We start from the raw sequence: 19,954 nt of genomic DNA, 5'->3' as shown, positions 1-19,954 counted from the left end.
ACAATCGCCCGGCCCGTCCGGTCGGCCCCGGCGCGGGCGGGGCCGTACGATGAGCGAGGACGACCGGCGGTCCGTCCCCAGCTCGCCCCCCACCTCAGAACGGAACACCGAAGCGCGTGCACACCACGAGCCAGGCACCGATCGACGGGACCGGAAGCCCGTCTGGCGCCGCGTCGACCCAGCAGCCGTCCTCGCCGACGAGCCCCGCGACCTCCGTCGCCCCGACGGCCGAGGCCGCGCGTGCGACCCTCGCCCTGCGCGAGCGCCTCGGTGCCTACGTCGCGCTGACCAAGCCGCGCATCATCGAGCTCCTCCTCGTGACCACGGTCCCGACGATGATCCTGGCCCAGGGCGGGCTGCCGGGCATCGGGCTGATCCTCGCGACGCTCGTGGGCGGGACGCTCGCGGCGGCCTCGGCGAACGTCTACAACTGCTATCTCGACCGCGACATCGACGAGGTCATGAACCGCACCAAGCGGCGACCGCTCGTCACGGGCGAGGTGACGCCTCGGGCCGCGCTCGTGTTCGCGACCGTCCTCGGCGTCGTGTCGCTCGTCTGGTTCGCGCTCCTGGTCAACGTCGTCTCGGCGTGGCTCACGTTCGCGGCGATCGCGATCTACGTCGTCGGCTACACGATGATCCTCAAGCGCCGCACGCCGCAGAACATCGTCTGGGGCGGCATCGCGGGCTGCATGCCGGTGCTCATCGGGTGGTCCGCCGTCACGGGCTCGCTGAGCTGGGCGGCGCTCGCCCTGTTCCTCGTCATCTTCTTCTGGACGCCGCCGCACTACTGGCCGCTGTCCATGAAGTTCAAGCGCGACTACGCCAACGCCGGCGTGCCGATGCTCCCGGTCGTCGCGGACGACCGCAGGGTCGCGCGCGAGATGATCGTCTACGGCGTCGCCATGGTCGCCTCGTCGCTCGCGCTGTGGCCGCTCGCCGGCATGACCTGGGTCTACGGCGTCGTCGCCACCGTCCTCGGGGTCTGGTTCCTGTCCTCGTGCGTGACGATGCTGCGCCGTGCGCGGGAGAAGGCCGACGGCAAGGGCGGCAAGGTCGGGGAGATGAAGGTCTTCCACGCGTCGATCACGTACCTCACCCTGCTCTTCGTGGCGGTCGCGGTCGACGTCTTCCTCCCCCTGTGAGCCCGGCCGTGCCGGGAGGACGGTAGGACGATGGGCTCCGGCGAGGCGCACGTGCCCGAGGCGCTGGACCGTGCCGCGCGCGAGTACCTCGCGCACCTCGCCGTCGAGCGGGGCCTGTCCGCGAACACCGTCGCCGCCTACCGGCGCGACCTCGCGCGCTACGTCGCGTTCCTCGCCTCCCGGGGCAACCACGCCGTCCGTGAGGTCGAGGCGGACGACGTCGCCGCGTACGTCACCGCGCTGCGCACCGGGGCCGACGGCGGGGCGAGCCTCTCGCCGTCGTCCACGGCGCGGTCCGTGGCCGCCGTGCGGGGCTGGCACCGCTTCTGCGCGGCGGAGGGCCTGGCGGACGCGGACGCGTCCGCCGACGTGCGCCCGCCCGCGCAGGGGAAGCGGCTGCCCAAGGCGATCTCGACCGACGAGGTCGCGCGCATCCTCGACGCCGCGGGCGTCGGCGACGGCCCCGGGCCCCTGCGCGACCGCGCGCTGCTCGAGCTCGTCTACTCGACCGGCGCACGCATCTCCGAGGCCGTGAGCCTCGACGTCGACGACCTCGACCTCGGGACCGGTGCGGTCCGCCTGCTCGGGAAGGGCGGCAAGGAGCGCGTGGTCCCCGTCGGCTCGTTCGCGCGGCGTGCGCTCGACGCGTACCTGGTGCGCGGGCGTGCGGGGCTGGCCGCGCAGGGCCGGGGGACACCCGCCGTCTTCCTCAACACGCGCGGCGCGCGCCTGTCGCGGCAGAGCGCGTGGGCCGTGCTGCGCACCGCGGCCGAGCGCGCGGGGATCGACCACCCGGAGCGGATCTCGCCGCACACGCTGCGGCACTCGTTCGCGACCCATCTGCTCGCGGGTGGCGCCGACGTGCGCGTCGTCCAGGAGCTCCTCGGGCACGCGTCGGTGACGACGACCCAGATCTACACGCTCGTCACCCCGGACACGCTGCGCGAGGTGTACGCCGCCGCGCACCCCCGCGCGCTCGGCTGACCGGGGCGCTCGCCCGTCGTCCGGAGGCCCGTCGCCGGGAACGCGGCGCGCGGGCGCGTGCGCACGAGCGGCGGCGAGGTCCTGCGATACCGTGGCGGACGTGAGCAGCCAGGCCGAGACCCAGCCCGAGACGCGCGGCGCGCAGAGCTCGCACGGCGACGCCGTCCGTCCGGCCGCCCCCGTGACCTCCGCCGAGCGCGACGACGCACCCGTCGTCGACCACGCCACGAACGGCGTGAGCCACGACTCCGCCGAGGCGCCCACCGACGTGGTCGGCCGGCCCCTGCCCGAGTTCCCGGTCCCCGCGCCGCTCGCGGCGCACGGCCCCGGACGCATCATCGCGATGTGCAACCAGAAGGGCGGCGTCGGCAAGACGACGACGACCATCAACCTCGGTGCGACGCTCGCCGAGTACGGACGCAAGGTCCTGCTCGTCGACTTCGACCCGCAGGGGGCGGCGTCCGTCGGGCTCGGCGTCAACCCGCACGAGCTCGACCGCACGGTCTACAACCTGCTCATGGAGCGGGGCGCGGACATCCACGACGTGCTCGTCCCGACGGACGTCGAGAACCTCGACCTCCTGCCCGCGAACATCGACCTGTCCGCCGCCGAGGTCCAGCTCGTCGGCGAGGTGGCGCGCGAGTCCGTCCTGTCGCGCGTGCTGCGGCCCGTCGTCGACGACTACGACGTCATCCTCGTGGACTGCCAGCCCTCGCTCGGCCTGCTCACGGTCAACGCGCTCACCGCCGCGCACGGCGTCCTCATCCCGCTCGAGTGCGAGTTCTTCGCGCTGCGCGGCGTGGCGCTGCTCGTCGAGACGATCGAGAAGGTGCGCGACCGCCTGAACCCGCGTCTCGAGATCGACGGGATCCTCGCGACGATGTTCGACTCGCGCACGCTGCACTCGCGCGAGGTCGTGGCGCGCGTGCACGAGGCGTTCGGCGACAAGCTGCTCCAGACCGTCATCGGACGCACGGTGAAGTTCCCCGACGCGTCCGTCGCGGCCGAGCCCATCACCGTCTACGCGCCGACCCACCCCGGCGCCGTCGCGTACCGGCAGCTCGCCCGGGAGCTGGTCGCCCGTGGCGACGCCGCCTGAGACCGAGCCGGCGCGTCGAGGGTTCGAGGTCCGCCTCGACAACTTCAGCGGCCCGTTCGACCTGCTGCTGTCGCTCATCACCAAGCACAAGCTCGACATCACCGAGGTCGCGCTCGCGCGCGTGACGGACGACTTCATCGCCTACATCCGCGACGCCGAGCGCGCGGCCGCCGCCGCGCGCGCCGCCGGCGAGGACCACCCCGGGTGGGACCTCGGGACCGCGAGCGAGTTCCTCGTCGTCGCCGCGACGCTGCTCGACCTCAAGGCCGCGCGCCTCCTGCCCACGGGCAGCGTCGAGGACGACGAGGACCTCGCCCTCCTCGAGGCGCGCGACCTCCTGTTCGCCCGGCTCCTGCAGTACCGCGCGTACAAGGACGTCTCGGGCGTCCTCGCGGAGCGGTTCGAGAGCGCGGGTCGGCGGTTCCCGCGCGTCGTGCAGCTCGAGCCGCACCTCGCCGCGCTCCTGCCCGAGCTCGTGTGGACCATGGGGCCCGAGCAGCTCGCCGCGCTCGCGGCCCGCGCGCTCGCGCCCAAGGCGCCGCCGCCCGGCGTCTCGCTCGACCACCTGCACGCACCCGCGGTGAGCGTGCGCGAGCAGGCGGGCATCGTCGTGGACCGCGTGCGCAGCCACGGCACGACGACGTTCCGGGCCCTGGTCGCGGACGCGGGGGAGACGGCGGTCGTGGTGGCCCGCTTCCTCGCGCTGCTCGAGCTGTTCCGCCAGGCGCTCGTCGCGTTCGACCAGGTGACGCCGCTCGGCGAGCTCACCGTGCGGTGGTCGGGCGACGACGCTCCGGAGCCTGCCCTCGCCGACGTGGGCAGCGAGTTCGACGAGGGGGACGACCCCGAGCCGGTCGGCGCCCCCGCACCCACCGACCAGGAGGTCCCCGCGTGACGCAGCCCGACGGCGCCCCCGCTCTCGACGAGGTCCTCGCGCCCGCCGTGCACGACCTCCCGGGTGGCCTGCCCGCCGCCCTGGAGGCCGTGCTCATGGTCGCGGACGAGCCGATCCCGGTCGTCGAGCTCGCCGCGGCGCTCGCGGTCCCCGTCGACGAGGTGCTGAGCGCGCTGCACGACCTCGCCGCCGAGTACCGCGGCGACGACGGCGCCCGGCCGCGCGGGTTCGAGCTGCGCGAGGCGGGCGGCGGCTGGCGCGTGTACTCCGCGCCCGCGCACGCGGAGGTCGTGGGCCGGTTCGTGCAGGGCGGCCAGACGGCGCGGCTCACGCAGGCGGCGTTGGAGACTCTGGCCGTGATCGCGTACCGTCAACCGGTCAGCCGCGGCCAGGTGTCGGCGGTGCGAGGGGTCAACGTGGACGGCGTGGTGCGCACTCTCGTGGCGCGCGGGCTCGTGGCCGAGGTCGGCCAGGACCCGCACACCGGCGCCGGCCTGTTCGGCACCACGGGCTACTTCCTCGAGCGCATGGGCTTCACGTCGCTCGACGAGCTGCCCCCGCTCGCGCCGCACCTGCCGGACATGGACGACCTCGAGGGCCTGGACGGGCTCGCCGACCTGCGTGGCAGCGCGCGGGCGGGCGCGGTCGCGTCCTCGTCGGGCCTCTCCGACGGCGCGGCTGACGACGGGGACGACGCACCGGCGTCGGCCCCGACGCTGCACGACGTGGCGCTCGACGCCGCGCAGGACACGACGGACGAAGGACACGCATGAGCTCGAAGGACGGGCGCCAGCCCGGTGACGGGGGGCGCGGACGCGCTCCGCGCGACGGGGAGGGCGACGCGCGCCGGGGCGGCCCGCGACGCGGCGACGCCGGACGCTCGGGCGGTGCCCCGCGAGGGGCGGGCTCCGGGTCGGCGGGCACGTCCACGGGCCGTGGCGCGAGCGCCCGCCGCGGTGGCCAGGGCGCGGGTCGCGGCGCGGCGCCGTCGCGCGGGGGGCAGCAGCCCGGGCGGCAGCAGCCCGGGCGGCCGCGCCGTGGGCAGCGGCCCGCGGCGCCGCAGCGGGACGTGCACGTCGAGGACGGCGTGCGCCTGCAGAAGGTGCTCGCCTCGGCGGGGCTCGGCTCGCGCCGCGCGTGCGAGGAGCTCATCTCCCAGGGGCGGGTGGAGGTCGACGGCGTCCGCGTCACCGAGCTGGGCGTGCGGATCGACCCGGCGCGTGCCGTCGTGCACGTGGACGGGATGCGGCTCCAGCTCGACTCGTCGCGCGTGACGCTCGCCCTCAACAAGCCGCGCGGCGTCGTGTCGACCATGCACGACCCGGAGGGCCGACCCTCGATCGCGGAGCTCGTCGCGGACCGTCCCGAGCGGCTCTTCCACGTCGGGCGGCTCGACGCCGACAGCGAGGGCCTGCTCCTGCTGACGAACGACGGCGAGCTCGCGAACCACCTCGCCCACCCCTCGCACGAGGTCGCCAAGACGTACCTCGTCACGGTGCGCGGCAAGGTGCCGGGCAACGTCGCCAACAAGTTCCTGCACGGCATCGAGCTCGAGGACGGCGTCGTGCGCGCGGATGCGTACCGCGTCGTCGACCAGGTCGCGGACCAGACGATGATCGAGGTCGTGCTGCACTCGGGGCGCAACCGCGTCGTGCGGCGCATGTTCGAGGAGGTCGGCTTCCCAGTGACGCGCCTCGTGCGCACGCGCATCGGACCCGTCGCGCTCGGCAACCTGCGCCCGGGGACGACGCGTGTCCTCGGCCGCACCGAGCTCGGCAGCCTCATGGCGGGCGTCGGGCTCTAGCGCCCGGACCACGCCCGTACGACCACCCGACGGACCGCCGTGAGGCGGGCCGTCCCGCGAGAAGGAGCACCACCCATGCCGGTCCGGGCGATCCGGGGCGCGACCCAGCTCGACGTGGACGAGCGCGAGCACCTCTTCGAGCGCACGCGCGAGCTCGTCCAGGAGGTGCTCGACGCGAACGCCGTCGACACCGACGCGCTGATCTCCATCCTCTTCACCTGCACGCCCGACCTCGTCGCCGACTTCCCGGCCGCCGCGGCGCGCGAGATGGGGCTCGGCGACGTGCCCCTCATGTGCGCGACGGAGATCGCCGTGCCGGGCGCGCTGCCGCGCGTCGTGCGGCTCATGGCGCACGCCGACCTCGACGTCGAGCGGTCCGCCGTCCAGCACGTGTACCTGCACGGCGCCACGTCGCTGCGCAAGGACCTGGCCCAGTGAGCGGGGGGAAGGGGGGCGCCTCGGGCATCGGGGGCACCGGGGGCGCCGCGCTGACGATCGCCGTCGACGGGCCCTCCGGGTCGGGCAAGTCGAGCGTGTCCAAGGGCGTCGCGCGCCGGCTCGGGCTCGCGTACCTCGACACCGGCGCGATGTACCGCGCCGCGACCTGGTGGTGCCTGCACCGGGGCGAGGACCTCGCCGACCAGGCGGCGGTCGCGCACGCGGTGCGCGTCATGCCGCTCGTCATGGGGCTGGACCCGGCCGGGCCGACGGTGCACGTCGACGGGACCGACGTGGGCGAGGCCATCCGCTCCACGGAGATCTCGACGGCCGTGAGCGCGGTGGCGACCAACCTCGACGTCCGCGCGGAGCTGCGGCGCCTGCAGCGCGCGGTGATCGAGGTCGAGCGCACGCCGTCCGGGTTCGCCGGGGGGCGCGGGGTCGTGGCCGAGGGCCGGGACATCACGACGGTCGTCGCGCCCGACGCGGACGCGCGCGTCCTGCTCACCGCGAGCGAGGAGGCGCGCCTGGCGCGCCGCTCCCTCGACGTGCACGGGACGGCGGACGCCGCCGCGGTCGAGGCGACCAAGGACCAGGTGCTGCGTCGGGACCGGGACGACGCGACCGTCTCGCAGTTCCAGGTCGCGGCCGACGGGGTCGTGACGGTCGACTCGTCGGAGCTGGACCTGGAGCAGACGATCGACGCCGTGCTCGCCGTCGTCGAGCAGGTCACCGGGCGGGTGGTCGGCCCGCGCCAGGGCTCGTGAGCGCGGGCTCGCCCGGCGTGCGGGTGCCCTCGCCCGCGGGGCCGGCCTGGTCGCGCTGGGTCGGTCGCTTCCTCGCCCGCGTGGTCTGGTCGACCCGGGTCCTCGGGACGGAGAACGTGCCGACCGAGGGACCGGTCGTGCTCGCGGCGAACCACACGGGGGTGGTCGACGGGCCGATCGTGCTGGGGGTCGCGCCGCGCCCGCTGCACGTGCTCGTGAAGGAGGAGATGTTCGTCGGTCCGGTGGGGTGGGTCCTGCGGGCCGCGGGCCAGATCCCCGTCGACCGCAGCGGCGGCCGGCGCGCGCTGGCGACCGGGCTGGGCGTGCTGCGCCGGGGCGGGGCCGTCGGCGTGTTCCCGGAGGGCAACCGTGGGCGCGGCGACGCGACGTCCGCGCGTGCGGGCGTCGCGTGGCTCGCGCTCAACGGGGGCGCGCGCGTCGTCCCCGTCGCCGTGCTCGGCACGCGCCGCACGGGCGAGGGCGTCAACCGGATCCCGGGCCTGCGTCGCCGCCTCGTCGTCCGGTTCGGCGAGCCGTTCGCCGTCGAGCGGGCGCCCGGCGTGAGCGGCAAGCAGGCGCTCGAGGACGCGAACGAGCGCATCCGCACCGCCCTCGCGGACCTCGTCGCGGACACCGTCGCCCGCACCGGCGTGGCGCTGCCCACGGACGACCCGAACCGGGAGCGGCGGGCGATGCCGTGACCGCGTCGCCGCAGGGGCGCCTCGACGGGCCGGCGGGACCTACGACGGCGCACGTCGTGGGCGATCGGCCGGGCACGGGCATCCTCGTCGGCCTCGGGTCCGCGCTCGCGTTCGGCGCGAGCGGCCCGTTCGTCAAGCCGCTGCTCGAGGCCGGGTGGACGCCGGGCGCGGCCGTCTTCGCGCGGGCGCTGTGCTCGGCGCTCGTCCTCTCCCCGGTCGCGGCGGTCGCGCTGCGGGGCAGCCACCGGCTGCTGCGCGAGGAGTGGCGCCTCGTCCTCGGGTTCGGCCTCGTCGCGGTCGCCGGCACGCAGCTCTGCTACTTCGCGGCCGTCGCGCGCATGCCGGTCGGCATCGCGCTGCTCGTCGAGTACCTCGCACCCGTGCTGCTCGTGGGCCTCGCGTGGCTGCGCACGCGGCACGTCCCGCCGCGGCTCACGCTCGCGGGCTGCGTCGTCGCGGTCGCCGGGCTCGTGCTCGTCGTCGACCCCGCGGGTGCGCGCCCCGACCTCGTCGGGGTCCTCTTCGCCCTCGGCGCGGCCGTGGGCCTCGGCGCCTACTTCGTCCTCTCCGCGCGTCCCACCCGGCTGCCGGCCGTCGCGCTCGCCGCGTCGGGGCTGGGCGTCGGGGCGCTCGCACTCGGCGCCGCCGGCCTCGTCGGCGTGCTGCCCTTCGCCGCGCCGTTCGTCGACGTCGCGCTCCTCGGCGCGTCGACCCCCTGGTACGTGCCGCTCGTGGTCGTCGTCCTCGTGGCGACGGCGTTCGCCTACGTCTCCGGCGTGGCCGCGACCGTGCGCATGGGGGAGCGCCTCGCGTCGTTCGTCGGGCTGTCCGAGGTGATGTTCGCCGTCGTCATCGCGTGGCTGCTCCTCGGCGAGGTGCCGACGCTCGTGCAGGCGGCGGGCGGAGTCCTCGTCGTCGCGGGCGTGGTGCTCGTGCGCCTCGCGGGGTCGCCCGCCGCGCGGTAGGTTCGCGCGTAGCCGGTCGTGCGGCGCGCCGCCGCGAGGCCGCGGACGCGAGCCAGCACACGGAGGGGGAGTGCGGATGACCGACGCTCCGGGCAAGCCCACGACCGTGGACGAGTACCTCGCGACGCTGGCACCGCCGGCGCGGGACGTCGTCGCCCACCTGCGCGCCGTCGTGCACGACACCGTGCCCGGCCTCGGGGAGCGCATCAGCTACGGCATCCCGACGTTCACGCTCGACGACCGCTACGTCGTCTACCTCGCGGGGTGGGCGCACCACGTCTCGCTGTACCCCGTCCCGGAGGTCGACGACGCGCTCGCGCGCCGCATCGTGCGCTACCAGGACGGCAAGGGCACGCTGCGGTTCCCGCTCGCGGAGCCCGTGCCCGACGACGTCGTGCGGGCCGTCGTCGAGCGCCTGGCCGCGCGCCGCGACGGCGCCGCGGGCTGACGCGGGCCGTTCGGAGAGGACGCGCGCGCCGCGCCGGGGCGGGCGGTTCGGAGCCCGGCCCGCGGCCTGGGAGAATGGATGCCATGACCACACCCGACCCCGCCCAGCCCGGCACGCCCGGACAGATCGACGCCGCCGGGCAGGCCGAGGAGCCCCTGGCGCCCGCGGACCTCGCGGACTCGGCGGACGACGCGGCGCGCGAGCGCGCGCTGCGCGCCGGCCTCGAGGACTACGAGCTCGAGGACACCGACCTCGTCCTCCTGGACGCCGACGGCGAGGTGATCGAGGGCTACGAGCCCGAGGCGCCGCTGCCCGTGCTCGCCGTGGTCGGCCGGCCGAACGTCGGCAAGTCGACGCTCGTCAACCGCATCATCGGGCGCCGCGAGGCCGTCGTCGAGGACAAGCCCGGCGTCACGCGAGACCGCGTCAGCTACCCCGCCGAGTGGGCGGGGCGGCGCTTCTCGCTCGTCGACACCGGCGGGTGGGAGGTCGACGTCGCGGGCATCGAGTCCAAGGTCGCCGAGCAGGCGGAGGTCGCGATCTCGCTCGCCGACGCCGTGCTGTTCGTCGTGGACGCCACGGTCGGCGCCACCGCGACCGACGAGCGCGTGGTCCGCCTGCTGCGCGAGTCCGGCAAGCCGGTCGTGCTGTGCGCCAACAAGGTCGACGGACAGTCGGGCGAGGCGGACGCGGCCTACCTCTGGAGCCTCGGCCTCGGCGAGCCCTACCCCGTGTCCGCCCTCCACGGGCGCGGGACCGGGGATCTGCTCGACGCCGCGATGGCCGCGCTGCCGACCGAGTCCGCCCACGGCGAGGTGCGTCCGACCGGGCCGCGCCGCGTCGCGCTCGTCGGGCGGCCGAACGTCGGCAAGTCGTCGTTGCTCAACAAGATCGCCGGCGCCGACCGCGTCGTCGTCGACGAGACCGCGGGGACGACCCGCGACCCCGTCGACGAGCTCGTGACGATCAAGGACGTCCCGTACGTCGTCGTCGACACCGCGGGCATCCGCCGCCGCGTGCACCAGACGAAGGGGGCCGACTTCTACGCGTCGCTGCGCACGCAGGCCGCGATCGAGAAGGCGGAGCTCGCCGTCGTGCTGGTGGACGCGTCCGTCCCGCTCACCGAGCAGGACACGCGCGTCATCTCGCAGGTCGTCGACGCCGGGCGCGCCCTCGTCATCGCGTACAACAAGTGGGACCTCATGGACGAGGACCGTCGTCCCTTCCTCGAGCGCGAGATCGAGAAGGACCTGGTCCAGGTGCAGTGGGCGCCGCGCGTCAACGTCTCCGCGCGCACCGGCTGGCACACCGACCGGCTCGTCCCCGCGATCCAGCGCTCGCTCGACTCGTGGGACACGCGCATCCCGACCGGGCGCCTCAACGCGTTCCTCGGCGAGCTCGTCGCGGCCCACCCGCACCCGCTGCGCGGCGGCAAGCAGCCCCGCATCCTCTTCGCGACCCAGGCATCCACGCGCCCGCCGCGCTTCGTCATCTTCGCGACCGGCTTCCTCGAGGCCGGGTACCGGCGCTTCATCGAGCGCCGCCTGCGCGAGACGTTCGGGTTCGAGGGCACGCCCATCGAGATCAGCGTCCGCGTGCGGGAGAAGCGCAAGCGGTGAGCGACGGCGCCGCACGCGTCCCCGCGGGGGTCACCCGGCGGGGGCGTGCGCTGCGCCTCGGCGTCGCGCGCGACACCGCCGCCACGCGCCACCTCGTGACGTTCCTCGTCGTGACCGTCGCGACCGTGCTCGTCACGCGCTTCCTGCTCGCCGCCTCCGGGTACCCGCAGGTCGGCGGGGGAGACCTGCACGTCGCGCACGTGCTCTGGGGCGGGCTCGGGATGGCGCTCGCGGTCGTCGTGCTGCTGTCGTTCGTCGGGCCCGCGCTGCGCTCGCTCGGTGCGGTCGTCGGCGGCGTCGGGTTCGGGCTGTTCGTCGACGAGATCGGCAAGTTCGTCACCGCGGACAACGACTACTTCTACCAGCCGACGGCGGCGCTGATCTATGCGACCGTCGTGGTCCTCGTGCTCGTGGTCGAGGCGCTGCACGGGCGGCGCCGCCATCATCCGGCGGAGTACCTGGCCGTCGCGACCGATCGCGCGGTCGCGGGCGTCGCGGGCGGGTTCACCGACGACGCGCGGGAGGAGGCGCGGGCGCTCGCGGCGCGGGGCCGGGGCGAGCCCGCCGCGGCGGAGGTGTCCGCGCTCGTCGAGGCCGTGCCGCGCGACGACGTCGACGTCCCCGACCCCGTGCGCGCGCTCGTCCGCCGTGCGTCCGCGTGGTTCGCAGCGGCCCTGGGGCGGCCCTGGGCGGCCGCCGTGGTCGTGGTCCTCGTGCTGGGCACCGCGCTCGGGTCGCTGTTCGCCGGCGTCCGCGTGCTCACCGGCGGGATCGACGTGCCGACGTGGGTGGGCGCGGGGATCGTCGTCGGGGTCGCGGGGACGGTCGCGTGCGTCGTGGCGGGCGTCGTCGTGGCCCGCGGCGGGAGTCCGGAGGACCACCGCGCGGGCGCGGTCTGGGTCCGCCGTGGCGTGCTCGTGTCGCTGCTGCTCACCCAGCTCCTCGTGTTCCGCGCGCTCCAGTGGGTCGGCGTCGCGGGCCTGGCCGTCGACCTGCTGGTGCTGTCCGCTCTCGGCGCCGCTCTGGGCGGCGACGACGACCGTCGGGCCCGGTCCCGGACCACCCCGAGGACCGGACGTGCTGCCCCGAGATAGCGGCGTGCCGCCGAGATGGCGACGCGCGACCGCTCGGGCCCGGAGTCGAGCGCCGTACGTCGCCATCTCGGGGGCGTCGGGCGGCGAGCCTGCGGCCCGCCGCCCCGAGGATCGGTGCCCATGACCGACCTCCCGCTCGCTCGGAGCCACGACGCCTTCCCGAACCACGTCTTCGACGCGTTCGGCGTGCCGCCGGCCCTGCTCGACGAGCGCATCGGCGGCTCCGTCATGGTCGTGGCCAAGCAGCCGACGGACGGGCCGATCACGCTCCTCACCGCGGGCGTCTCCCGGCTGCCGGTCGACGCCGGGCCTCCCGTCGAGCTGGCGGTCGAGGTGCCCGAGGGTCAGGAGGGCGCCGCGCTCGTCGCCCTGCGGATCGTGTGCGACGACATCGCGGTCAACCGCCGCACGCCGCCGTTCGAGACGCCGTGGCGCAACCGGGACCCGTTCCTGACCGGGACGCAGATCTCCGCCATCATGGCCACGGGTTCGCGGTGGGGAGCCGCGCTGGACGACGTGATCGACGCCGCGGGGAACGTGGTCGGCCACATCCGCACGCTGCGGCTGCTCACGGACGCGGAGGCGCAGACCGCCTCGCGGGTCGGGTGGTCGGGGCTCGTCGAGGAGGCCGGGTCGATCGACGCCCTCCTCGACGTCACGCGCCCCTGACGTCACGAGGAGCGTCGACCGGGCGCAGTCGCCGGTGGCGCAAGCGCTCGCGTCGGACGTGATGCCCGCCCGGTCGTCGGCGCGGACGGCACGCTCGCTGCTGTGCACGACGACGCGCTCGACGCCCGCCCGGCTCGGCGCCTCGCGCGTCCGTCAGCAGGCCGGCGCGGCGTGCTCGACCTGCTCGACCCGCTCGGCGCCGCCACCTCCCGCCGTGCGCGCGGTGACCGTCACGACGCCGCCGCCCGGTGCGGTCCGCACGGCGAACGACTGGTACGCGCTCGACCCGGGCGCGACGCCGGTGAACGACCTCGACCCGTAGGCGGTCTCCACGTCGACGTCGAGCGCGACGTCGTCCGTGTTGGCGACGCGGACCGCGACGTACGGGGTGCCGGCGAGGCAGCGCAGGCGCACGTCCGTCGCGACCGACGGCCGGTCGCCGACGAGGAGGTCGAGCGGGACCGAGTCGGCGATGGCCTGCTGCCCGGCGACGTTGGCGTGGACGCCGTCCCCGGTGTCGTAGGGCGGGTAGATCGAGTCGGGGTTCGCCGGGTCCCGCAGGACCGCGTCGAAGTCGAGGACGCCGTCGCACGTGCCGCTGCAGTCGCCGCCCGCCCGCACGACGTCGTTGACGGCGCGGCGGTACTGGTTCTGCAGCGCGGTGTACCCGGGGCGCGGGGTGATGGGGGTGACGAAGACCTTGATGCCCTCGGCGCGCAGCCGTTCGAAGATCTGCTCGTAGCTGGCCAGGATCGTCGCGTCCGTGCAGCCGTTCGCCAGGTCGTTGGTGCCGTAGTAGAAGATCACGCCGGTCACCCCGTGCAGGGCGAGCACGTCGCGCTCGAGGCGCGAGACGCCGTCGTTCCCGCCGCCCCCGCACGCGGGCGAGGAGGTCGTGCCGCTGATCCCCTCGTTGACGATCGCGACCTGCCGCGACGGCGGCAGCTCGGCCGCGACGCGCCGCGCGAGGTCGTCGGTCCAACGTCGGTCCTGGCCGAACGCGTCGCAGCCCGGCCCGCAGTTCTCGCTGCCCACGCCGTCGACGACGGAGCTCCCGTAGGCGACGATCGTGCCCGCGACGTCCGCGTCGTACACGTCGACCGCGCTGACGAAGTAGGTCCACGGCAGGTTCTCGGTGAACGACGCGCCGGAGACCTCGGCGTTGAGGTTCCCCGACCCGGTCGGCGCCCCGTAGTTGTTGCGGCCCGCGCGGTCGTGCAGGCTCGTCACGGTCGGCCGGGCGAGGTAGAAGGTCACGGCGACCTCGTCGAGGTCGTCGGTGGCGATGCTCGTCGGGTCGCTCCAGACCTCTCCGCCCACGGGGATCGTGACGCTCTCGGCCCCGCCGAAGGTGAGCACGCGGTCGGTGCCCGCGACGATCGCCGGTCCGCCGGCGCTCAGGGCGAGCGACGTCTGGTCGATGACGACCGGCCCGACCCCGAACTGGTTCTGCAGCCGGATCCGCACGGCGTCCCCGCCCTGGCTCAGGCGGGTGACCATCCGCATCGACTGGTTCGCGAAGTTCTTGGTGGAGACGCGCTGCTGGGACTGGGCCCAGCTCGTGAACCAGCCCGCGGCGTCGGGCGCGGGCGCGTCGGTGGCGGACGCCGTCCCGAGGCCGGTCAGGAGGAGCCCGACGGTGGTCAGGGCGGCGAGCAGCGTGCGCAGCCTGCGCCGCAGAGAACGCGCGGTGCGGGTGGCTGGGGTGTGTACGAGTGGCATCCGGGCGTCCCTCGGCGTTGAGGTTGATAGCGGTGTCAGGAGGAACCTAGCACCCTTCGACCGGTCCGACGCGAGGGCGGCGGCCGGACCCGCGAGGGACCGGCCGCCGTCCGGCAGGAGCGCAGTACCCGGGCTCAGTCGAGCGGGCCGTAGAGCGCCGGCGACGTGCGCGCGTGCGTCGCCTGCTCGAGCGCGAACGCCAGGCCGAGGAGCGGGCCCTCCTCGAAGTCGCGGCCCAGGAGCTCGAGATTGACGCCTCCGCCCGTGACGGTCGCGTCGGCCTCGGTCGCCTGTCCGATCGGCACCGTCACGGCGGGGAGGCCCGTGTTGGGGCTGAGCCGCAGGTTGGTGCCGATGGTCCCGTACGGGTTCGCGCTGGGGTAGACGAGCGCGTCGAGGTCGGCGTCGTCGAGCATCGCGGTGACGAGCTGCTTGCCCTCGGCGAGGACCTTCGTGTGCGTGCCCGCGGGTCCGGCCCACGCCTGGTACGTCTCCGGGGTGACGGCGTCGCGCGACACGTAGGTGCTGCGCCGCGACGGGACGTACCGCCCGGACTCGACGATGCCCGCCAGCGACCGCGCCGTGACGTCGGTCGAGAGGTGGTGCGCGACGTACTCGTCCAGGTCGTGCTTGAACTCGTTCGTCGAGCCCGAGCCCTCGCTGAGCACGCTCGCGAACCCGTTCGGGAGGACCGGCGACCAGGTCGGGGGCGGCGTCACCTCGACGACGGTGGCGCCGAGCGACTCCAGCGTGGCCCGCGTCTGCGCCCAGAGGCGCAGGGTCGTGGCGTTGCTCCCCAGCATGGACGGCACGTACCCGATGCGGGCGCCGTCGAGCGCGTCCGCGTCCAGGTACTGCGTGTACGAGGCGGGGACCGCTCCCTCCTGGCGCGACGTCACGGGGTCCGCCGGGTCGACGCCCACGACCGCGTCGAGCGCGACGGCCGCGTCCAGGACGCTGCGTGCCATGGGGCCGCCCGTGTCCTGGCTCAGTGCGAGCGGGATGATGCCGTCGCGGCTCGCGAGCCCGACCGTCGGCCGCACGCCCACGAGCTGGTTGTACGACGACGGCACTCGGATCGAGCCACCCGTGTCCGTGCCGAACCCGAGCCCGGCGAGGTTGGCGGCGATCGCCGCGCCCGTGCCGCCGCTCGACCCGCCGGCCGTGCGGCTCGTGACGTACGGGCTCGCGACGAGCGTGCTCGTCCCCGCGTCCTGGTACGAGGAGAACTCGGACACGAAGCCGAACGCGAACTCGTCGAGGCTCGCCTTGGCCAGGACGACGGCCCCGTCGGCGCGCAGCCCGTCGACCATCGTCGCGTCGGTCGCGGTCCGGTTGCCGTCCCAGCAGCCGCAGCCGCCCGTCGTCGGCATGTCCTTCGTGTCGTAGTTGTCCTTGAGCGCGACGGGCACGCCGAGCAGCAGGCTCGTCATGCCGTCCGCGGCGCGGGCCGCGTCCGCGCGCGCGGCGGCCTCGAGCGCCACGTCGCTCGTCGTGACGATCGAGTGCAGGGGCCGCCCGCCCGCGCCCGTGTCGACGAGCGTCGTGTCGTAGGCCGCGATGCGGTCCAGGTACTCCTGGGTGATCGCGACGGACGACGTGACCCCTGCGTTCATCGCGGCCTGCATGTCGAGCACCGAGGCCTCGACGAGCTCGAACGGCCCGTCGTCGTAGATCATCCGCTGGGACACGGCGGCGAGGTCCGCGACGGTGATCGTGCCGTCGCGGTCCGTGTCGGCCGTCGCGACGTCGGCCCACGCGGCGTCGTCGGTCGTCGCGCCGAGCGCCGCGGCGACGACGGCGAGGTCGTCCGAGGTGACCTGGTCGTCGCCCGTGAGGTCGAGCTCCGTCCAGTACGGGGCGAGGAGCGGGGTCGCGGCGGGAGCCGCGGTCGCGACGGGAGCCGTGGCGACGGCGAGCACGAGCCCTGTCGCCGTGAGCGCGGCGAGCCCGCCCGCCGCGGCGCGTCGGTGGATGGTGGGCACGGGCTGCTCCTTCGAGGTGTGACGGACCCGGGGCGCGGGCGCGCCGGGCGCGGCGGTCGGACGGGTGCTCGTCAGGTCGGGGGTCGTCTCGAGAGTCATCGCGAGGCCACCGCCCGACGGCGTGCCCAGAGGATCCCGACGCCCGCCGCGACGGCGAGCAGGGCCGCCCCCACGAACCACGCGACGCTCGCGCCCGTCGAGGCGAGCGAGCCCGATCCGGCCGAGGTCGACGGCGAGTCGGACGCGCCGTCGGCCCCGGGAGCGGCCGAGCCGTCACCGGTCGGAGACGGAGAGGTCGTGCCGTCCGTCGGGTCGTCCGTGGGCGGTGTCGTCACGACGGCCGTGACGGTCGTCGAGGCGGCCGCGGCGTCCGTCAGCGACGCCGTCGTGGCGTCGGCGCCGACGAGGGTGGCCGTGGGGACGGCGAACGGGGCGTCGCCGTCGGCCACGGCGGTGAACGTGAGCGTCGCGAGCGTGACGTCGCCCGCGAGTCCGGGGGACGTGCCGAGCCGCGTGTGCGTGACGGAGACGGTCCCGGCCGCGTCGTCGGCGACGTCGGAGAACCCGCCGTCGGGCGTGACCACGGAGTCCTCGACGAGCTCGACGAGATCCGGGTCGTAGGAGACCGCCAGGTCGTAGGCGTAGAGGTCGACGGCACCGGCCGCAGCGACGGTCACCGTGATCGGGGCGCCGACCTCGACGCTCGACGGTGCGTCGAGGGTCGCGTCGGAGACCGACGGCGCGGCGTGAGCCGGGGCGGTGAGAGCGGTCGCGGCGACCGCCAGGCCGCCGACGAGCGCGGCGCGCCGGCCGAGCCGTCGGCGCGAAGGGAAGTGGGTCATGGGGGAGCTGGTCCTTCCTCGGCGCGCGCCGGACTGCGCGCACGACCGCGGTGGTGGTGGAGCCCCCTGCCGGGACCGATGCTCACAAGTCGCTGTTTCCCGGGAGTTTCGCGGCGGTTAGCGCGAGCGACGAAGGGAGTCTCGGTCCGGTCACGGACCGTGCCGAGCGAGCCGACCTGCGGTGCCGGTCGTCGGGCGTCAGCCGAGGGCCGGGGGCGCGTCCTCGCGCACCTCGGGATCGGGGATCCGTCGCATGCGCAGCGCGGCGACCACGCCGAGCAGTCCCGCGACGAGCGGCACGAGGAGCGCGACCTGGAGCGCGCGGGCTCGGACGTCGTCGTTGATGCGCAGGATCTCGTCCTGCACCTCGGGCGGCTCGTCGGCGAGCAGCTCGACGAGCTGGGCGTCGCTCATGATCTCGGCGTCGTCCTCGAGCACCGTCGCGACCTGCTGCTTGTCGTCCGGGGGCAGGACGGTGCTCGACTCGGCCTGTGCCGTGAACCCGGCGGCGAGCGACGCGAGCATCACCGCACCGGCGACGGCGAGGCCGAGCGAGAGCCCGAACGACCCCGCCGCCGAGCTGACGCCCGCGGCCTCGCTCGCGCGCTCCTCGGGGACGGGGGAGAGCGTGTACGCGTTGAGCTGCGACACGAGCAGCCCGAGCCCGGCGCCCGCGACGACGAGGGGCAGCGCCAGCCACCAGCCCGACGTCGCGCGCGGCACCACGAGGACGGCCGCCGCGATCCCGAGGACGAGCAGCGCGAACCCGGCGAGCACGCGCGTGGCCGGGCGGCGTCGGCCGGGACGCTTGCCCGCGACGAGCGCGGCGGCGAACATCGTCAGCGACAGCGGGGCGAGCGAGAGGCCCGCCAGGAGCGCGTCGTAGCCGAGCGCCATCTGGAGGAAGATCGGCAGCGCGATCATCGCGCCACCGAGCGCGACCTGTTGCAAGAGCTGCTGGGAGACGCCGACGCGGAACGCGGGGGAGCGAAACAGGCCCGGGTCGACGAGCGTCGTCCGCCCCGCCCGCGCGCGCCGCACGAGCCAGGCCGCCAGCCCCACGAGGCCCGCGGCACCGACGACCACGAACGCCCCGACCGCCTCGCCGCCCTCCTGCCAGACGAGGACGCCGAGGACGATGCCGCCCATCCCGACGACCGACAGGACGGTCCCCACGACGTCGACCGTGCGGTCGCCGGTGTACGGGACGTCGCGCACGAGCCGCACCCCCAGGAGCACCACCACGATGACCGCGGCCTCGAGACCGAAGGCCACGCGCCACGACAGGGTCGTCGTGATGACGCCGCCCAGCAGCGGCCCGACGGCCGCCGCGATCGACGCCGCGGCCCCCACGAGCGCGTAGGCGGACTTGCGCGCGGCGCCGTCGAAGTTCCCGTGCACGAGCGACTGCATGGCCGGGAGCAGCAGCGCGGCGCCCAGGCCGCCGACGACCGACCAGAAGACCACGACGGCCACGAGGCTCTGGGCCATGGTCATCGCGACGGCGCCCGCCCCGTACGCGAGCAGCCCGACGACGTACGCGCGGCGGCGCCCGACGAGGTCGCCGACCTTGCTGCCCACGAGGATGAACGACGCGGAGACGAGCGCCTCGAGCGCGATCGCCGTCTGCACCCCGCTCACGGTCGTGTCCAGGTCGCGGACCACGGCCGAGATCGACACGTTCATGAACGACGTGTCGACGACCAGGACGAACATCGCCGCGGCGAGGAGCAGCGCGAGACGCCGGGCGGCCGCGGTCGGCCGGCCGGCGGTGTTCTCGGTGCTCTGCTCCACGTCGACCCCCGTCCGCCGTCCATGCTCACCGGCCGCGCCGTGCGCCCGCCTCACCCGCCGCGGGTGCTCCCGCTGCCCGGGCGCTGCGGCGTCCGCTCTGCCACCATCGGCCTATGGCTGCTGACGGGTGGCGCTCGCGCCACGTCGAGGTGGAGGGGCACGACGTGTTCGTGCGGATCGGCCCGGACGTGCCGGGCGCCGTCCCGATCGTGCACGTGCACGGGTTCGCGGTCTCCGGCACGTACCTGCTCCCGACCGCGGAGCGCCTCGCGCACCGGGCGACCGCCGTCGTGCCGGACCTGCCCGGCTACGGGCGCAGCGAGCGCTGGGGTCACACCCTCGGGATCCCGTCGCTCGCGTGGGCGCTGCTCTCGCTGCTCGACGCGCTCGAGCTCGAGCGGGTGATCCTCGTCGGCAACTCCATGGGCGGCCCGATCAGCCTGGAGGTCGCGCACTCCGCACCGGAGCGCGTCGCGGGGATCGTCCTCGCCTCGCCCGCCGGCGGCGTCCACAACCAGCCGTTCGCCCGCGCGCTCACCCAGCTCGCCCGGGACGCCGGCCGGGAGAGCCCGCGGATGGCGCGCATCGCCGTGCCCGACTACGCGCGCTTCGGTGCCGTCAACGCGCTGCACCTGTTCTCCGAGCTCGTCCGGTTCCCGTCGCTCGAACGCGTGATCCGCGTCCCGGTCCCCACCCTCGCGGTGATCGGCACGCGCGACCCGCTCATGCCGCCGCCCCGGCGCGTGCACGAGGTCGGCACCCTCGCGCCCCCGCACGTGACGATCGTGGCGATCGACGGCGCCGCCCACGCCATGAACTTCAGCCACCCCGGCGAGCTCGCCCACGTCGTCGAGAGCTGGCTCGACGGCCGTGAGATCACCGACGACCCCGACCAGCCGGGCGTCTCCCGCGTGCTCCAGATCGCTCAGGGCTCCGGCCCCGTGGTCTGACGGGAGCGTCTCGAGTTGCTGCGGACGTGGCGA

Annotated in this window: 18 protein-coding genes and 1 pseudogene; 15 read left to right on the top strand and 4 right to left on the bottom strand. The window is 75.2% G+C overall.

Annotated elements, in window-relative coordinates; genetic code table 11:
- Positions 1 to 116 precede the first annotated feature (116 nt).
- From NHH00_RS02055 to NHH00_RS01990, 14 genes and pseudogenes are all read left to right on the top strand, one after another.
- Entirely contained in the window at positions 117 to 1,145 is a 1,029-nt protein-coding gene (locus NHH00_RS02055) for a heme o synthase (protein WP_308202244.1), read from the top strand.
- A 30-nt stretch (positions 1,146 to 1,175) separates the two neighbouring features.
- Complete coding sequence (xerD, locus tag NHH00_RS02050) at positions 1,176 to 2,129, top strand: site-specific tyrosine recombinase XerD (protein ID WP_253049648.1); 954 nt, start codon at positions 1,176 to 1,178, stop codon at positions 2,127 to 2,129.
- A 235-nt stretch (positions 2,130 to 2,364) separates the two neighbouring features.
- Positions 2,365 to 3,228, top strand: coding sequence for a ParA family protein (locus NHH00_RS02045; RefSeq protein ID WP_253050717.1), 864 nt, complete (start codon positions 2,365 to 2,367; stop codon positions 3,226 to 3,228).
- Entirely contained in the window at positions 3,212 to 4,123 is a 912-nt protein-coding gene (locus NHH00_RS02040; RefSeq protein ID WP_253049646.1) for a segregation and condensation protein A, read from the top strand. The genes NHH00_RS02045 and NHH00_RS02040 overlap by 17 nt, the downstream gene beginning before the upstream one ends.
- Positions 4,120 to 4,728, top strand: a pseudogene (scpB, locus tag NHH00_RS02035) (SMC-Scp complex subunit ScpB); the annotation flags it as partial. The gene NHH00_RS02040 and the pseudogene scpB, both read left to right, overlap by 4 nt.
- 164 nt (positions 4,729 to 4,892) lie before the next feature.
- Entirely contained in the window at positions 4,893 to 5,927 is a 1,035-nt protein-coding gene (locus tag NHH00_RS02030) for a pseudouridine synthase (RefSeq protein ID WP_253049641.1), read from the top strand.
- Between the two features lie 75 nt (positions 5,928 to 6,002).
- Entirely contained in the window at positions 6,003 to 6,365 is a 363-nt protein-coding gene (aroH, locus tag NHH00_RS02025; protein ID WP_087472142.1) for a chorismate mutase, read from the top strand.
- Positions 6,362 to 7,132 carry a (d)CMP kinase gene (gene cmk, locus NHH00_RS02020; RefSeq protein ID WP_253049639.1) on the top strand — a complete coding sequence of 257 codons (771 nt, stop codon included), beginning with the start codon at positions 6,362 to 6,364 and terminating at the stop codon, positions 7,130 to 7,132. The genes aroH and cmk overlap by 4 nt, the downstream gene beginning before the upstream one ends.
- Positions 7,129 to 7,833 (top strand): lysophospholipid acyltransferase family protein, encoded by a 705-nt coding sequence (locus NHH00_RS02015; protein WP_253049637.1) that lies wholly within the window; start codon positions 7,129 to 7,131, stop codon positions 7,831 to 7,833. The genes cmk and NHH00_RS02015 overlap by 4 nt, the downstream gene beginning before the upstream one ends.
- 56 nt (positions 7,834 to 7,889) lie before the next feature.
- On the top strand, positions 7,890 to 8,798 hold the full coding sequence (locus tag NHH00_RS02010; RefSeq protein ID WP_253049636.1) for an EamA family transporter: 909 nt from the start codon (positions 7,890 to 7,892) through the stop codon (positions 8,796 to 8,798).
- Positions 8,799 to 8,874: 76 nt separating this feature from the next.
- Positions 8,875 to 9,246, top strand: a complete 372-nt coding sequence (locus NHH00_RS02005; protein WP_253049634.1) for an iron chaperone — start codon at positions 8,875 to 8,877, stop codon at positions 9,244 to 9,246.
- 83 nt (positions 9,247 to 9,329) lie between these two features.
- The gene (gene der / locus NHH00_RS02000) at positions 9,330 to 10,865 is read left to right on the top strand and encodes a ribosome biogenesis GTPase Der (RefSeq protein WP_253049632.1); all 1,536 of its coding nucleotides are present in this window, start codon (positions 9,330 to 9,332) and stop codon (positions 10,863 to 10,865) included.
- Positions 10,862 to 11,959 (top strand): hypothetical protein, encoded by a 1,098-nt coding sequence (locus tag NHH00_RS01995; RefSeq protein ID WP_253049630.1) that lies wholly within the window; start codon positions 10,862 to 10,864, stop codon positions 11,957 to 11,959. The genes der and NHH00_RS01995 overlap by 4 nt, the downstream gene beginning before the upstream one ends.
- A gap of 120 nt (positions 11,960 to 12,079) precedes the next feature.
- Entirely contained in the window at positions 12,080 to 12,628 is a 549-nt protein-coding gene (locus tag NHH00_RS01990) for a hypothetical protein (RefSeq protein ID WP_253049627.1), read from the top strand.
- 153 nt (positions 12,629 to 12,781) lie between these two features.
- On the opposite strand, the gene NHH00_RS01985 is transcribed toward NHH00_RS01990, so the two are convergent.
- The 4 genes from NHH00_RS01985 to NHH00_RS01970 form a co-directional block, all read right to left on the bottom strand.
- On the bottom strand, positions 12,782 to 14,350 hold the full coding sequence (locus NHH00_RS01985) for a GDSL-type esterase/lipase family protein (RefSeq protein WP_253049625.1): 1,569 nt from the start codon (positions 14,348 to 14,350) through the stop codon (positions 12,782 to 12,784).
- A 134-nt stretch (positions 14,351 to 14,484) separates the two neighbouring features.
- A complete protein-coding gene (locus NHH00_RS01980) occupies positions 14,485 to 16,335 on the bottom strand; it encodes an amidase family protein (RefSeq protein ID WP_253049623.1) in 1,851 nt (616 codons plus the stop codon).
- A gap of 95 nt (positions 16,336 to 16,430) precedes the next feature.
- Positions 16,431 to 17,177, bottom strand: coding sequence for a cohesin domain-containing protein (locus NHH00_RS01975; RefSeq protein WP_253049621.1), 747 nt, complete (start codon positions 17,175 to 17,177; stop codon positions 16,431 to 16,433).
- A 198-nt stretch (positions 17,178 to 17,375) separates the two neighbouring features.
- Positions 17,376 to 18,893 (bottom strand): MFS transporter, encoded by a 1,518-nt coding sequence (locus tag NHH00_RS01970; RefSeq protein WP_253050715.1) that lies wholly within the window; start codon positions 18,891 to 18,893, stop codon positions 17,376 to 17,378.
- Positions 18,894 to 19,084: 191 nt separating this feature from the next.
- Between NHH00_RS01970 and NHH00_RS01965 the strand changes: the two genes are divergently transcribed.
- Entirely contained in the window at positions 19,085 to 19,921 is an 837-nt protein-coding gene (locus tag NHH00_RS01965; protein ID WP_253049619.1) for an alpha/beta fold hydrolase, read from the top strand.
- The last annotated feature ends 33 nt before the right edge of the window (positions 19,922 to 19,954 follow it).

The sequence above is a fragment of the Cellulosimicrobium cellulans genome, assembly GCF_024124905.1.
In the GTDB taxonomy this organism is placed as follows: domain Bacteria; phylum Actinomycetota; class Actinomycetes; order Actinomycetales; family Cellulomonadaceae; genus Cellulosimicrobium; species Cellulosimicrobium cellulans_G.
This window is presented reverse-complemented; position numbering and strand designations above follow the sequence as displayed.